Below are 14,030 nucleotides of genomic sequence, written 5' to 3' on the forward strand. Positions count from 1 at the left end.
GGTGCCCCGGCACTGTGCGCCCGTCGTGTTGCGCCGCCGTAGCCGCCGCGAGGCCGTCGCGTTGCCCGCGGCGCGGGCCTCGCGCGAGGCCGTCCCGCCCGCGGCGCGGGTCTCGGGTCAGGCCGTCGCGCCCGCGGCGCGGGTCTCGGGTCAGGTGCCGAGGAGTTCGCGGACCAGCGCGCCCACGGCGTCGATCTCGATGAGGAACCCGTCGTGCCCGTACGGGGACCCGATCACCCGCAGCGGGACGCCGAGGCCGTCGGCGACCTGCTGCTGCAGCTCCAGGGGGTAGAGCCGGTCGCTGTCCACGCCGGCGACCACGGCGCGCGCGGTCACCCGGGCCAGGGCCGTGTCGACGCCCCCGCGGCCGCGACCGACGTCCCAGGTGTTCATCGTCTCGGTGAGCACCACGTAGCTGGCCGGGTCGAAGCGGACGGCCAGCTTGTCGGCGTGGTGGTCGAGGTAGGAGGCGACCTCGAACCGACCGGTAGCGGACGTCCGGTTGCCGAACCGCTCCTGGAGCTCCACGGAGCTGCGGTAGGTGAGGTGCGCGATCCGCCGGGCCACGCCGAGCCCGGCGACGGGGCCGGGGCCGGGGAGGTAGTCGCCGCCGGCCCAGGCCGGGTCGACGCGGACCGCGGTCTGCTGCGTGGTCTGGGTGCCCAGCTGGTCGGCGGTCACCGCCGCGCCGGAGGCCAGGAAGAACAGGCTCGCGACCCGGTCGGGGTGGGCGACGGCCCACTCCAGGGCGCGCATGCCGCCCATCGAGCCGCCCAGCACGGCCGCCCAGCGGCGGATGCCGAGCGCATCGGCCAGGGCCGCCTCCACCGCGACCTGGTCGGCGACCGTCACGGCCGGGAAGCGTGATCCCCAGGGGGCGCCGTCCGGTGCGGTCGACGAGGGTCCCGTGCTGCCCTGGCAGCCGCCGAGCACGTTGGCGCAGACGACGAACAGCCGGTCGGTGTCCAGCGGGGCGCCGGGGCCGACCAGGCCCTCCCACCAGCCGGCCGTGGGGTGCCCCGGGCCGGCCGGGCCGGCCAGGTGGCTGTCGCCGGTGAGGGCGTGCTCGACCAGCACCGCGTTGCCGCCGTCGGGGGCGAGCTCGCCCCACGTCTCGTAGGCGACGCGCACACCGGGCAGCACGCCGCCGCGCTCCAGGGCCAGCGGGCCGTCGAGGACCGTGTCCAGCTGGCAGAACAGCCGGGAGCCGACCGGGTCGCCGTCCCGCCAGCCGCCGGTGCGGGCGGGGGTCCGGGGCGCCGGTCCGGCACCCCGGACCCCCGCCACGTCACGCCTCCTTGGCGGCGCGGAAACCGGCCTCCAGGTCGGCGATGATGTCCTCGATGCCCTCCAGGCCCACCGCGAGGCGGACCAGGCCCGGGGTGACGCCGGTGGTCAGCTGCTCCTCGGGGGTGAGCTGGGAGTGCGTCGTCGACGCCGGGTGGATCACCAGGCTGCGCACGTCGCCGATGTTGGCCACGTGGCTGTGCAGCTCCAGCGCGTCGACGAAGCGCTTGCCGGCCTCGACGCCGCCGTGCAGCTCGAAGGTGAGGACGGCGCCCGCGCCCTTCGGGGCGTACTTCTGCTGGGCGGCGTGCCACGGCGAGGACTCCAGGCCCGGGTAGTTGACCCGGTCGACGGCGTCGTGCCCCTCGAGGAACTGCGCCACCTTCAGCGCGTTCTGCACGTGCCGGTCCATGCGCAGCGACAGCGTCTCGATCCCCTGCACCACGAGGAACGCGTTGAACGGGCTGATCGCGGGGCCGAGGTCGCGCAGCAGCTGCACGCGCGCCTTGAGGGCGAACGCCGGCGCACCGAGGGAGGCATAGACGACCCCGTGGTACGTCGGGTCCGGGGTTGTGAAGCCGGGGAACTTGCCGCTGGTCCAGTCGAAGTTGCCCGAGTCGACGATGACGCCGGCGATCGCGGTGCCGTGGCCGCCCAGGTACTTGGTGGCGGAGTGGACGACGATGTCGGCGCCGAACTCGATCGGCCGGATCAGGTACGGCGTGGCGATCGTGTTGTCCACGATCAGCGGGACGCCGTTGCGGTGCGCGACCTCGGAGACGGCGCTGATGTCGAGGATGTCGCCCTTGGGGTTGCCGATCGTCTCGGCGTAGAAGGCCTTGGTGTTCTCCTGGACCAGGGACTGCCAGTTCTCCGGGTCGTCGGGGTCCTCGACGAAGGACACCGTGACGCCGAGCTTGGGCAGCGAGTGGTGCAGCAGGTTGTACGTGCCGCCGTACAGCGACGCCGAGGCGACGATGTGGCTGCCGGCCTCGGCGAGGTTGAGGATCGCGAGGGTCTCGGCGGCCTGGCCGCTGGCGACGGCCAGCGCGGCCACGCCGCCCTCGAGCGACGCGACGCGCTGCTCGAGCGCGTCCTGCGTCGGGTTCATGATCCGCGTGTAGATGTTGCCCATCTCGGCGAGCGCGAACAGGTCGGCGGCGTGCTGGGCGTCGCGGAACTGGTAGCTCGTCGTCGCGTAGATGGGCAGCGCGCGGGCGCCGGTGGTCGGGTCGGGGCTCGTGCCGGCGTGGATCTGCCGGGTCTCGAAGCTCCAGCTCTGGGGGTCGGTCATGCGCCGGTCTCCTCTCGTCGGGAGACCCGGCGGCGCACCGGAACTCCGTCTTGCCGGGCGGCGGGCGCCGTCCGACCGGCTCTTCCCCTGGAGCACCTCGACGGAGTGGAGGTTGCCGGGCAGCCAGCCAGGTGCTTGTCACTGCCTCTCGGAAGCCTGCCCAGAAGATATCCGCTCACCCGCCCCAGGCGTCACAGGGGTTCGGGTGGGGGCCGGGCGATCATGACGTCGGCGCGCTGCTCCCGCCGGTCGAGGGGCGGGTCGTCGTCGGCGAGCGGCTGGTGGTGGGCGCCTCCGACTCCTCCTCGTCGCCCTGCCCGCCCGTGCCGTCGCCGGTCGTCGTGGGCTCGCCGGAGGGATCGCTCGAGGGCTCGCCGTCCTCCGTCGGTGTCGGCTCCTCGTCGCCGCCCGTGGTGGTCGGCTCCGTCGTCGGCACGGACGTGGGAGTCGGCTCGGTCGCCGGCTCGGGGGCCGGGGTGGTCTCCGTGGCGGGGACGACCGGCGCCTCGCGGGTGTCGCCCGCCGGTGCGGGGTCGGTCTCGGGCCGCACGTACAGGTAGAGGAGGCCGATGGCGAGGAACAGGACGACCAGCACGACGGTCGACGTGCGGGCGCGGCCCAGCCGGCGCGGGATGCCCGACCACCAGCGGCGCGGGCCCTCGGCCGGTGCCGTGGTCACGGTGGGCGCGGGGGCGGTCGGCATGGTGCGGGTGGGCTCCTCGGGCGGCGGCGGCCCGTCGGGGGGCGTCACTCGTCGTCCCCGGTGCCGGTCGGGGCCGGCCCGGCGGCCGGCGTCGGCACGCTGAGGCCCTGGCGGCGGAAGGCCAGCACCACCCGGGACCGCAGGTCCCGGCCGACCTCGAACTGCTTGCCCGGCAGGGTCCGCGCGACCATCCGCACGTTCACCTCGTCCAGCCCCAGGCTCATCACGCCCATGACGGAGGGCTCGTCGAGCAGCAGCGGCTTGAGGCGGGGATCGGCGAAGGCCTCGCGCCCCACGCCCCGCAGGATGTCGTTGACCTGGTTGACGTCGACGCTGGTCGGCACGGGGACGTCGACGACCGCGCGGGCCCAGTCGCGGGACAGGTTGACGACCTTGACGATCTGCCCGTTCGGCAGCGTGACCACCTCGCCGTCGGGCGACCGGAGCCGGGTGATCCGCAGCGTGACGTCCTCGACGGTGCCGGTGGCCGGGTCACCGCCGCCGACCACCTGGATGGAGACGACGTCGCCGAAGCCGTACTGCCGCTCGGTGATGATGAAGAACCCCGCCAGGACGTCGCCGACGATCCGCTGGGCGCCGAAGCCGAGGCCGACGCCGAGCACGGTCGCCGGCGCCACGAGCCCGGTGACGGGCACGCCGAGCCGGTCGAGCACGAAGAACACCGAGACCGCGTAGATCAGGACGATCAGCGTCCAGGTGACCACCTGGGTCAGCGAGTGCCGGTGCTTGGCGGCCTCGGAGCGGACGAGCGCGTCGCCGCCGGTGGAGCGCCGGTCGATGTCGTCGGTGATCTTCCGGCCGGTCCAGGACACGAGCCGGGCGAGCAGTACGGATGCCAGGACGATCAGCACGATCTCCAGGCCGTGGCCCGCCAGCCACTCCAGCAGGTCCTCGAGCGGTTGCACGGGGTCCTCTCGGTCGACGTGGGGGAGTTCGGCGTCCACCCTTCCGTCCCGTCGCCGGACGGGCCAGTCCGGCCCCACGGGCGGCGGTCAGCCGGCCGGGCCGTCCCGGCGGGTGAGCCACAGCGCCGTCGCCAGCCATGCGGCGGCGGCGACCGCGACGAGCACCCACAGCCAGCGCAGCGGCTCGCCGGCGGTGGAGAGCACCAGCAGGCAGCTCACGACCAGCACGGCACCGGAGACGGTGAGCGAGCGCAGCAGGACGTCGACCGTGCCGGGCCCGGGGACGGCGACGAAGACGACGACCGCGACGAGGCCGAGGAACACGGCCAGCCCGGAGAGGTAGACCGCGGCGAGGCCGTACTGCGCGGGCAGGGCGACGCCGGCCAGCCCGAAGAGGACGGCGGCGAGCCCGAGCAGGAGCAGCGTGCGCCGCCGGCGCGGCGACCACGGCGGGCGCGGGGAGGTCACGGACCGAGGGTCCCTGCTGCGCGCGCGGAGCGCATCGGACCGGAGGACGACCCGCCGATGGGTTCGCCCTGCCGCCGGGTAGCGACACCGGGGTGGGTAGGGGGCACGGCCGGGTACGGGGACTACCGTCCGGCGGTGCCCTCCGCCGTCCGTCCCGGCCTCGGCTACGCCGCCACCATCGGCGCCGCCGCCCTGTTCGGGATCAACGGCACCGTGTCGACGCTGGCCCTGCAGGCCGGCGTGGAGCCCACCCGGCTGGTGGCGCTCCGGTGCACGGGGGCGGCGCTCGGGCTGCTGGCGGTCCTCGCGGTGGTCTCCCCGGCGCGCCTGCGGCTGACCCTGCGCGAGGTGCCGTTCCTCGTGGCCTTCGGCATCGTCGGCGTGGCGCTCACGCAGTTCCTGTACTACGTCGCCATCGACCGCCTTCCGGTGGGCATCGCCCTCGTCTTCGAGATGACCGCACCGGTGCTGATCGCGCTGTACGTGTGGCTGGTGCGCGGGGAACGGGTGCGCAGCCGGCTGTGGGCGGCGCTGGGGCTGTCGCTGTCGGGGCTGCTGCTGGTCGCCCAGGTGTGGGAGGGCGGCGGCTCGCTCTCCGCGACCGGGATCGCGGCCGCACTGGGGGCCGCCGTCTGCCTGGCGACCTACTACCTGATGGGCGAGCGCGGGACGACCACCCGCGACCCCGTGGCTCTGACCTGCTGGAGCTTCGTCGCGGCCGCGCTGTTCTGGTCGGCGGCCGCGCCGTGGTGGGACTTCGACGCCGGCGTGCTCGGCGAACCGGTCCCGGTGTCCCTGGGCGCCCACGAGGTGCCCCTGGGCGTGCTGGTCGCCTTCATCGTCGTCGGCGGGGCGATCCTGCCGTTCTGGCTGTCGATCGGCGCCCTGCGGCACCTGCCGCCGACGACGGCGGGCCTGGTCGCGACGATCGAGCCGGTCTTCGCGTCGATCGTCGCCTGGCTGTGGGTGGAGCAGGTGCTCACCGGCTGGCAGGTGCTGGGTGGGCTGGTCGTCCTCACCGGGATCGCCCTGGCGCAGACGGCCCGGCGGTCGCCCGACGCCCCGCACGTGCCCGAGGTGGCGCCGACCTGATCCGGGGATTCCCTCCGGCAGTCGTGCAGGTTAGCCTCGCCTAATCCGCCGTCCGCCCGGGTCGGCGCCGAGGATCGGGGACCGCTCGTGACGACCACTGTCGAGGACGTGCAGGTGGCGGACCCCGTCGAGGCGCCCGGCTGGCGCTTCTACGACACGGTCGTGACCGGCACCCGCCGCCTGGGCCCGAGCATCGTCCGGCTGACGCTGGGCGGCCCCGAGCTGGCCGGCTTCGGCGCCGCCGGTGACGACCAGCGCATCAAGTTCGTGCTGCCCCGGCCCGGCACCGACATCAGCGGGCTGATGGTCGGCGGCGCCGACTGGTACGCCGCCTACTGCGCGATGCCCGACGAGGTGCGGCCGTTCCTGCGCACGTACACGGTGCGCGCGGCCCGGCCCGACCGCGCGGAGCTCGACGTGGACGTCGTCCTGCACGGCGTGGGCGAGGGCCACGCCGGCCCGGCCGCTGCGTGGGCCGCGGCGGCCGTCCCTGGCGACCGGCTCGTGCTGCTGGGCCCCGACCGGCCCGGCGCGGGGCGGATGTGGGGTGTGGAGTGGGCTCCACCGGCCACCGCGCACACGTTGCTGCTGGCCGCGGACGAGACGGCGGTCCCCGCGGTGGGCGCCATCCTCGAGTGCCTGGCTCCCGGGCGCCGCGTCGTCGCGCTGCTGGAAATCCCCGAGGCCGGCGACGCGCAGGAGCTCGACGTCGCCGCGGGCGTGACCGTGCGGTGGCTGCCGCGGGCGGGTCGCGCGCGGGGCGAGCTCCTCGTCCCGGCGGTGCACGCGGCGCTGTGCGAGCTGGGCATCGTCGGCTCCGGCGCGCACCCCGACGTGGAGGACGTCGACGTGGACGCGGAGCCGCTGTGGGAGGTCCCCGACCCCGATGCGACCGCCGGCTGCTACGCCTGGCTGGCCGGCGAGGCCGGCGTGGTGAAGCAGCTGCGCCGCCACCTGGTCACCGACCTGGGCGTGCCGCGCAACGAGGTCGCGTTCATGGGCTACTGGCGGCTCGGCGTCGCGAGTTGAGCTCGTGCGGCACAGGAAGCTCCCCCCGCGTCCTGGTCGCCGCGACGCGGGGTGTGTCTCCTAGGCCGGTGCCGGCAGCTTCGGGCCGTGCAGGCGGCGGACCGGGACGACCATCGGGGTGCCGGCCACCGGGTCGGGCACGACGCGCGCCTCGAGCTCGAAGACGTCGGCCATCAGCTGCTCGGTGAGCACCTCGGACGGCGTGCCGGAGGCCACCAGTACGCCGTCGCGCATCGCGACGAGCCGCTGGGCGTACCGCGCGGCCAGGTTCAGGTCGTGCAGGACGACGACGATCGTCCGGCCGCGCTCGGCGTGCAGCCGCGCCACCAGCTCGAGGACGTCGATCTGGTGGGCCATGTCGAGGTAGGTCGTCGGCTCGTCCAGCAGCAGCAGGTCGGTGCCCTGGGCCAGGGCCATGGAGATCCAGGCGCGCTGCCGCTGGCCGCCCGACAGCGCCTCGACCGGGCGGTCGGCCAGCTCGGTCATGTCGGTCCAGGCAAGGGACTCGGCGACGGCGAGCTCGTCGTCCCGGGACCACTGGCGCAGGAAGCTCTGGTGCGGGTGCCGGCCACGGGCGACGAGGTCGGCCACGGTGAGGCCGTCGGGTGCGGTAGGGGTCTGGGGCAGCAGCCCCAGCACGCGCGCCACCTCCCGGGTCGACGTCTTCGCGATCGCCCGGCCGTCGAGCAGGACCTGGCCCGACGCCGGCCGGAGCAGCCGGCCCAGCGCCTTGAGCAGGGTGGACTTGCCGCAGCCGTTCGGCCCGACGATCGCGGTGAACGACCCCTCGGTGAGGGCCAGGTCGAGGTCGTGGACGACGACACGGTCGTCGTAGGCCAGGCGCACGGCCTCCGCGGCGAGGCGGACCGGTCCGTCCGGGGCTCCCGGTCGGGGGCCGGGGGTCTTCGTCAGGTCGGCGAGGTGGGTGGTCACAGGGTCGATCGCCGCCTTCCGCGGACGAGGAGCCAGATCAGGTAGGGGGCGCCGACGACGGCGGTGATGATGCCGACGGGCAGCGCGGCCGGCAGGACCGTCCGGGTGAGCAGGTCGGCACCGGCCACGAGCAGGGCGCCGAGCAGGGCGGAGGCCAGCAGCGGAGGCCGCGATCCGCCGGTCAGCCGGACGGCGATCTGCGGGACGATCAGCGCGACGAAGGCGACCGGCCCGGCAGCGGCGACGGCGACGGCGGTCAGCACGACGGCGATCAGCACCACGGCGCCCTGTGCCAGAGGGAGGCGGACGCCGAGCCCGCGCGCGGTGTCGTCGCTGAACTGCAGCGCCGCCAGCGAGCGCGAGGCGGCGAGCGCCAGCGGCAGCAGCAGGGCGAGGGCCCAGGCGAGCGGCACGGCGTGGTCCCAGGTGCGGGCGTTGAGCGAGCCGGTGATCCACACGTAGGCGGCCGCGGCGTCGTAGATCTCGGCGCGGGTGAGCAGGTACTCCACGGTCGCGCTGCCCAGGGACCAGAGGGCGATGCCGACGAGGACGAGCCGGACGCCCTCGATCCCGGCCCGCCAGGCCAGCACGAAGAGCAGCAGCCCGGCGACGAGCGCGCCGAGCAGCGCGGCCAGCGGGATGCCGAGGCCGCCGAGCAGCTCGCCGGTCGTCGTCGACCCGCTGAGCACGATCGCGGCGACCGCGCCGACCGACGCGCCCTGGGTGATGCCGAGGACGTCCGGGGAGGCCAGGGGATTGCGGGCGAAGGTCTGGAACAGCGCCCCGGCCAGGCCGAAGGCCGCGCCGACGAGCAGTCCGACCACGACCCGCGGGGCCCGGAGCTCCAGCACGATGAACTCCGAGGTGCCCTCGCCCAGCCCGACCAGGGTGCGCAGCACCTCGCTCACCGCGATCGGGTAGTCCCCGCGGCCCAGGCTGACGGCGCTGACGACGACGAGCGCCGCCGCGGCCACGAGGGGCACGACCAGATGCCGCCAGCGGATCCGGCCCGACACCGGGCCGACCCGGACCACCGTCGTCCCGCGGCCGCGGGGGGCGACCGCCGGGCGCTCCTCCGTCGCGGCCACCGCCCGGTCCGTCGCGGTCGGGTCCGTCGCGGTCGGGTCCGTCGCGGTCGGGTCCGTTGCGGTCGGGTCCGTTGCGGTCACGGGCCGGCCAGCCGGCGACGGCGGATCAGGGCGATGAAGAACGGCGCGCCGATGAAGGCCAGGACGATGCCGACCTGGACCTCGCCGGGCCGGGCGAGGATGCGGCCCAGGACGTCGGCGGTCAGCAGGAGCACCGCGCCCAGTAGCGCCGAGCAGGGGACGAGCCACCGGTGCCGGGGGCCGGTGAGGGCGCGGACGACGTGCGGCACGACCAGTCCCACGAACGAGATGGGCCCGCAGGCGGCGGTGGCGGCACCGCACAGCAGCGTCACCCCGGCCAGGCCGGTGAGCCGGGCCAGCCAGACCCGCTGGCCGAGGCCGCGGGCGACGTCCTCGCCGAGCCCGAGCAGGTCGAGCGCGGGCGCGTTGAGCAGCGCCAGCAGCAGGCCCAGCACGATGAAGGGGGCGACCTGGCCGGCGACGTCGGAGTCGCGGCCGGCCAGCGACCCGACCACCCAGAACCGGAACCCGTCCAGGGTGTCCTGGTCGCTGACGAGGACGGCCTGGACCAGCGCGTACAGCAGGGCGGTGACCGCCGCCCCGGCGAGGGCGAGGGTCACCGGGGTGGCGCCGCCGCGTCCGGCCGAGCCGAGGGCGAACACCACGACGCTGCCGGTGAGCGCGCCGGCGAACGCGAACCAGACGTAGCCGGAGGGTGAGCCGACGTCCAGCAGCCAGATGGACAGGACGACCGCGAACGAGGCGCCGGCGGTGACGCCCAGCAGGCCGGGGTCGCCCAGCGGGTTGCGCGTGTGGCCCTGGGTGAGGGCGCCCGCCGCGCCGAGGGCCAGCCCGGCGAGGATGCCCAGCACCGTGCGCGGCACCCGGAGCTCCCGGATGATCACCGCCTCGTCGGTGCCCAGATGCGGGTCGGTGAGCGCCTCCCAGACCGTGCCCAGGGGGATCGACCGCGACCCGACGGCGACGCTGAGTGCGGCGGCCACGACCACGAGGGCGAGCAGGACGAGCAGCGTGACGGCGCGGCCGCCGGCGCCCCGGAAGAGTCCGCGCCGCCGGGCCGCGCCGGGGGCCGCGACGGTGGTCGCGACGGTGGTCGCGACGGTCACGGGCGCGGGCGCGGGCGCCGGTGCGTCGGTTCCGGCGCTCACGGGGACTCCTGTGCGGGTGGCGGACGAGGGCAGGCGACGCACGCCTGAATCTCAGGCAAGCCTCACCTTACTGCCGGTTCCCCGCTTCTGGACCCTCCGGCCCGCGGCCGATCCCGGCGGGGAGGATGTCCCGTCGAGATCGGTCCGACCGTGGCGGGGGGCAGCAGGATGCAGCGAGGCGCAGTGGTGGCTCGGGGAGCCCGGTGACGGCGACGTCGTCCCGGCCCGGTGAGGCGCCGGTCGGGCTGCGGCCCGATGCGATCGGGTTCCTCGACGCGCTGGTGATCGGGCTCGCCTCCACCTCGCCCGCCTACTCGCTGGCGGCGATCATCGGCCCGGTCGTGGCGCTGGTCGGCGTGCACGCCCCCGGGGTGCTGCTGGCCTCGTTCGTGCCGATGGCGCTGATCGCCTCGGCGTTCCACTACCTGAACAAGGTCGACCAGGACTGCGGCACCACGTTCTCGTGGGTCACCCGCGCTATGGGGCCGTGGCTGGGGTGGATCGGCGGCTGGGCGATCACGATGACCGGCGTCCTGGTCGTCGGGTCGCTGGCCGACACCGCGGTCCGGTTCGGCCTGCTCATGGTGGGGCTGGACTCGGTCGCGGCGTCGACGCCGTGGGTGGTGGCGCTCGTCGTCGTCGTGATCATCGGGATGACGGCGATCTGCGTGCTCGGCACGGAGTTGTCGGCGCGGGTGCAGAACGCGCTGATCCTCGCGCAGGTCGGCGCGCTGCTGGTCTTCGCGGTGGTCGCCCTCTGGCGGTCGCTGGCCGGCGACGGGCTGGACGGCGGGCTCACCCCGTCGCTGTCCTGGCTGGACCCGTTCGGCGAGGGCGGGGCGGCGCTCACCGGTGGTCTGCTGCTCGGGGTCTTCGCCTACTGGGGGTGGGAGTCCGCGGTCAACCTCAACGAGGAGACCCAGGACTCGGCCAGCGCACCCGGCCGGGCTGCGATCTGGTCGACCGTCGTCCTGCTGATCACCTACGTGGCGGTGGCGTACGCGGTGCTGGCGTTCTCCGGCACCGGGTACCTGACGGCCAACGAGGGGGAGGAGGAGTTCCTCTTCGCGATGCTCGGCACCGACGTGCTCGGCGGCTGGGACTGGGTGCTGCTCCTCTCCGTGGCGACGGCGGCGCTGGCCTCCACCCAGACGACGATCATCCCGGCGTCCCGGACCGGCCTGTCCATGGCCCGCCGCGCCGCGCTGCCCCGCGCCTTCGCCCGCGTGCATCCCCGCTTCCGCACGCCCGACGTGTCCACGTGGTGGGTCGCCGGCATCGCCGCCGTCTGGTACGTGCTCATGACGCTGGTCAGCGAGAACGCCCTCTTCGACTCGCTCACCGCGCTCTCGCTGCTGATCGCCTTCTACTACTCGCTGACGGGGCTGGCGTGCGTGGTGTTCTACCGGCGCCTGCTGCTGACCAGCGCCCGGACGTTCCTGCTCGTGGGCCTCGGCCCCCTGATCGGCTCCGCGCTGCTGGCCTGGCTGCTGGTGGAGTCGGTCGTGGACCTCGCGGACCCGGCGAACTCGGAGCTGGCGACGTCGTGGTTCGGCCTGGGACCGCCCCTGGTGATCGGCGTGCTGATCATGCTGGTCGGCGTCGTGGTGATGGTCGTGTGGCGCTTCGTGTGCCCGCGGTTCTGGTCGGAGCGGCCGAGCGTGGCCAAGGGGGTCGCGGATGAGCCGGTCGGGCCGGTCGGGCCGGTCGGGCCGGACGGGCCGGTCGTGCCTGTCGTGCCGGACGGGCCGGACGGGCCGGATGGGCCGGACGGACCGGTCGTGCCGGACCGGCCGTGAGGCTGACCGTGCGGGTGCGGCCGGGCGCCGGCCGGACGGCGGTCGGGGGCTCGCACGACGGCGCACTCGTCGTCCGGGTGTCGGCGCCGGCCGTGGACGGGCGGGCGACGGAGGCCGCGCTGGCCGCGGTCGCCGAGGCGCTCGGGTTGCGCCGGCGGGACGTCGAACTGGTGACCGGGGCGACGAGCCGGACGAAGGTGATCGCGGTGCCGGACGGTCTCGAGGCGGCGGTGGCGGCGCTGCTCGGGTGACGCTGCCGTGGGTGGTGTGCATGGCGCAGATCGTGCAGGGCGGCGAGGGCGATTCCGGGAAATCCGTCCACAGGCTCGCGCACTGTCCACAGGCTCCTTGACCTGCGGTTTCTGTCGGTGCCGGCGGCTATTCTTCGTACATGTGTTCGATAAGAGAGCCGGGCGCCGATCTGTTCGGATTGGGGTTGGACGAGTTGGCCGGGCGGGTGCGGGACGGGCTGGTGGCGGTGAATCGGGCGGCGGCGGAGTTGACGCGGCTGGTGCGGGTGGCCGATGCGCGGCAGCTGCCGGAGCGCGACGGCCTGCGGTCGATGACGTCCTGGCTGGTGGGGCATGCCGGGATGGCTCCGGCGGCGGCGGCGCGGGTGGTGGCGCACGGCCGGGCGCTGGCGCACCTGCCGGCGGTGGAGGCCGCCTACGCCGCGGGGGCGGTGACCGGTGAGCACGTGACCGAGGCGGCGAAGGCGGTCACGCCCCGGCGGCTGGGGCAGGCCGCCGACGCCGGGATCGACGTCGGCCGGATCGATGCCGCCCTGGCCACCGTCGCCACCTGCCAGCCGTTCGCGAAGCTGGGCGAGGCCGTGGAGCGGTACCTGGCGCAGCTGGATCCCGACGGGCCCGAGCCCGATCCCGCCGTCGAGCGGGAGTTCACGATGACCACCCATGCCGACGGGTCGGTGTCGGGCCGCTTCCACCTCGACGCCGTGGGCGGAGCGAAGGTCAAGGCCGCGATCGAGCCGATCGCCGCCACCTCGCGCACCGCCGGCGACGACCGCACCCGCCGCCAGCGCTACGGCGACGCGCTGGTCCAGCTGTCGGATCTGGCCCTGGCCGGCGGCGAGCTGCCGGTGCTGCGGACCCGCAAGCCGCAGATCGGCGCGATCGTCGGCCTGGACGCCCTGGTCGACCCGGACGTGGGCCGTGGTGCCGGGCAGCTGGACTTCGGCGCGCTGCTCTCGGCCGCCCGGGCCCGCTGGCTGGCGTGTGACTCCGACGTGGCCCGCATCGTCCTGGGCCCCGACGGGGTGCTGCGCGATCTGGGCCGCGAACACCGGGTGGTCGACCGGCACCTGCGCCGCGCGGTCGACCTGCGCGACAACGGCTGCGTGTTCACCGGCTGCACCGCCCCGCCGTGGTGGTGCGAGGCCCATCACCTGCTGCACTGGGCCTTCGGCGGCAAGACCGAACTGGAGAACCTCGCCTCCCTCTGCGAACGCCACCACGCCAAGGTCCACCACGGCTACCGCATCGAACGCCGACCGGACGGCACCTGGCGCACCCGTCGCCCCGACGGCACCGAGATCCTCATCCCCCACCGCTTGCCGCCAGAGGACCCCCTCATCGGCCATGACGACACGTCCCGCGAGCCCTTGATCGACACCGGGCCACTTCTGCTCGCCGGGGTCTGACCGCCGCTCCGCACCGCACCGCCGCAGCCGCCCACCATCACGGTGGGCGGCCGCAGGCGCGCGCCCGATTCGGGTGGATGGGTCCGGCCCAGTCGCAGCGGCCTCGCTGCTGCCGCCTAGCTCAGGCCGCTGATGTCGTCGGGGACGTCGACGGCGTGCTGCCGCAGCGCCTCGAGCGGGACGACCTCCAGGGCGCGCTCGTTCGTCGCCGCCAGCACGACGCCTGCCGCGGCGCCCGCCTGGTAGGCCTGCAACCACCGCACCGCGACCACGCACCACCGGTCCCCGGGCTGCAGTCCCGGGAAGTCGTGCTCCGGCCGCGGGGTGCTCAGGTCGTTGCCCAACTGCTGCTGCAGGGCCAGGAACTCCGCCGAGACGACGGCGCAGACCGTGTGCCGGCCGAGGTCGTCCGGGCCACTGCTGCAGCACCCGTCCCGGTAGAACCCGGTCAGCGGCTGGGTGCCGCAGGGCTCCAGCGGACCGCCCAGCACGTTGCGCTCCCCGTCGGGACCGCTCATGGCCCGCTCACCGCCCGCTCGTGTCCGTCGCCGGCGGCTACCG

Annotated in this window: 14 protein-coding genes and 1 riboswitch; of the genes, 5 read left to right on the plus strand and 9 right to left on the minus strand. The window is 75.0% G+C overall.

The window, feature by feature from the left end:
* Positions 1-150: 150 nt before the first annotated feature.
* The 5 genes from metX to BMY88_RS13705 form a co-directional block, all read right to left on the minus strand.
* The gene (gene metX / locus BMY88_RS13685; protein ID WP_091944221.1) at positions 151-1,287 is read right to left on the minus strand and encodes a homoserine O-acetyltransferase MetX; all 1,137 of its coding nucleotides are present in this window, start codon (positions 1,285-1,287) and stop codon (positions 151-153) included.
* Between the two features lies 1 nt (position 1,288).
* The gene (locus BMY88_RS13690) at positions 1,289-2,581 is read right to left on the minus strand and encodes a bifunctional o-acetylhomoserine/o-acetylserine sulfhydrylase (protein WP_091944225.1); all 1,293 of its coding nucleotides are present in this window, start codon (positions 2,579-2,581) and stop codon (positions 1,289-1,291) included.
* Positions 2,582-2,622: 41 nt separating this feature from the next.
* Positions 2,623-2,737, minus strand: a riboswitch (SAM riboswitch).
* A gap of 64 nt (positions 2,738-2,801) precedes the next feature.
* Positions 2,802-3,332 (minus strand): Rv3103c transmembrane domain-containing protein, encoded by a 531-nt coding sequence (locus BMY88_RS13695; protein WP_091944228.1) that lies wholly within the window; start codon positions 3,330-3,332, stop codon positions 2,802-2,804.
* On the minus strand, positions 3,329-4,210 hold the full coding sequence (locus BMY88_RS13700) for a mechanosensitive ion channel family protein (protein WP_091944699.1): 882 nt from the start codon (positions 4,208-4,210) through the stop codon (positions 3,329-3,331). The genes BMY88_RS13695 and BMY88_RS13700 overlap by 4 nt, the downstream gene beginning before the upstream one ends.
* Before the next feature lie 87 nt (positions 4,211-4,297).
* Positions 4,298-4,678, minus strand: a complete 381-nt coding sequence (locus BMY88_RS13705; RefSeq protein ID WP_091944232.1) for a hypothetical protein — start codon at positions 4,676-4,678, stop codon at positions 4,298-4,300.
* A gap of 135 nt (positions 4,679-4,813) precedes the next feature.
* Between BMY88_RS13705 and BMY88_RS13710 the strand changes: the two genes are divergently transcribed.
* Positions 4,814-5,770 (plus strand): EamA family transporter, encoded by a 957-nt coding sequence (locus tag BMY88_RS13710; protein ID WP_244524684.1) that lies wholly within the window; start codon positions 4,814-4,816, stop codon positions 5,768-5,770.
* Positions 5,771-5,857: 87 nt separating this feature from the next.
* Positions 5,858-6,799 carry a siderophore-interacting protein gene (locus BMY88_RS13715; protein WP_244524685.1) on the plus strand — a complete coding sequence of 314 codons (942 nt, stop codon included), beginning with the start codon at positions 5,858-5,860 and terminating at the stop codon, positions 6,797-6,799.
* A 60-nt stretch (positions 6,800-6,859) separates the two neighbouring features.
* Here BMY88_RS13715 and BMY88_RS13720 read toward each other — a convergent pair whose 3' ends face one another.
* From BMY88_RS13720 to BMY88_RS13730, 3 genes are all read right to left on the minus strand, one after another.
* On the minus strand, positions 6,860-7,732 hold the full coding sequence (locus BMY88_RS13720; RefSeq protein WP_170861105.1) for an ABC transporter ATP-binding protein: 873 nt from the start codon (positions 7,730-7,732) through the stop codon (positions 6,860-6,862).
* Positions 7,729-8,820, minus strand: a complete 1,092-nt coding sequence (locus BMY88_RS13725; protein WP_091944707.1) for a FecCD family ABC transporter permease — start codon at positions 8,818-8,820, stop codon at positions 7,729-7,731. The genes BMY88_RS13720 and BMY88_RS13725 overlap by 4 nt, the downstream gene beginning before the upstream one ends.
* Before the next feature lie 77 nt (positions 8,821-8,897).
* Positions 8,898-10,010, minus strand: a complete 1,113-nt coding sequence (locus tag BMY88_RS13730) for a FecCD family ABC transporter permease (RefSeq protein WP_244524686.1) — start codon at positions 10,008-10,010, stop codon at positions 8,898-8,900.
* Positions 10,011-10,213: 203 nt separating this feature from the next.
* On the opposite strand from BMY88_RS13730, the gene BMY88_RS13735 reads away from it, so the two are divergent.
* The 3 genes from BMY88_RS13735 to BMY88_RS13745 all read left to right on the plus strand — a co-directional run bounded on the left by BMY88_RS13735 (position 10,214) and on the right by BMY88_RS13745 (position 13,469).
* Positions 10,214-11,809, plus strand: a complete 1,596-nt coding sequence (locus tag BMY88_RS13735; protein ID WP_244524687.1) for an APC family permease — start codon at positions 10,214-10,216, stop codon at positions 11,807-11,809.
* Complete coding sequence (locus BMY88_RS13740; RefSeq protein ID WP_091944241.1) at positions 11,806-12,060, plus strand: DUF167 domain-containing protein; 255 nt, start codon at positions 11,806-11,808, stop codon at positions 12,058-12,060. The genes BMY88_RS13735 and BMY88_RS13740 overlap by 4 nt, the downstream gene beginning before the upstream one ends.
* A gap of 185 nt (positions 12,061-12,245) precedes the next feature.
* Positions 12,246-13,469, plus strand: coding sequence for an HNH endonuclease (locus BMY88_RS13745; protein ID WP_244524688.1), 1,224 nt, complete (start codon positions 12,246-12,248; stop codon positions 13,467-13,469).
* Positions 13,470-13,585: 116 nt separating this feature from the next.
* On the opposite strand, the gene BMY88_RS13750 is transcribed toward BMY88_RS13745, so the two are convergent.
* Complete coding sequence (locus BMY88_RS13750; RefSeq protein WP_091944247.1) at positions 13,586-13,987, minus strand: DUF2237 family protein; 402 nt, start codon at positions 13,985-13,987, stop codon at positions 13,586-13,588.
* Between the last annotated feature and the right edge of the window lie 43 nt (positions 13,988-14,030).

Source organism: Trujillonella endophytica (genome assembly GCF_900110555.1).
Lineage (GTDB): Bacteria > Actinomycetota > Actinomycetes > Mycobacteriales > Geodermatophilaceae > Trujillonella > Trujillonella endophytica.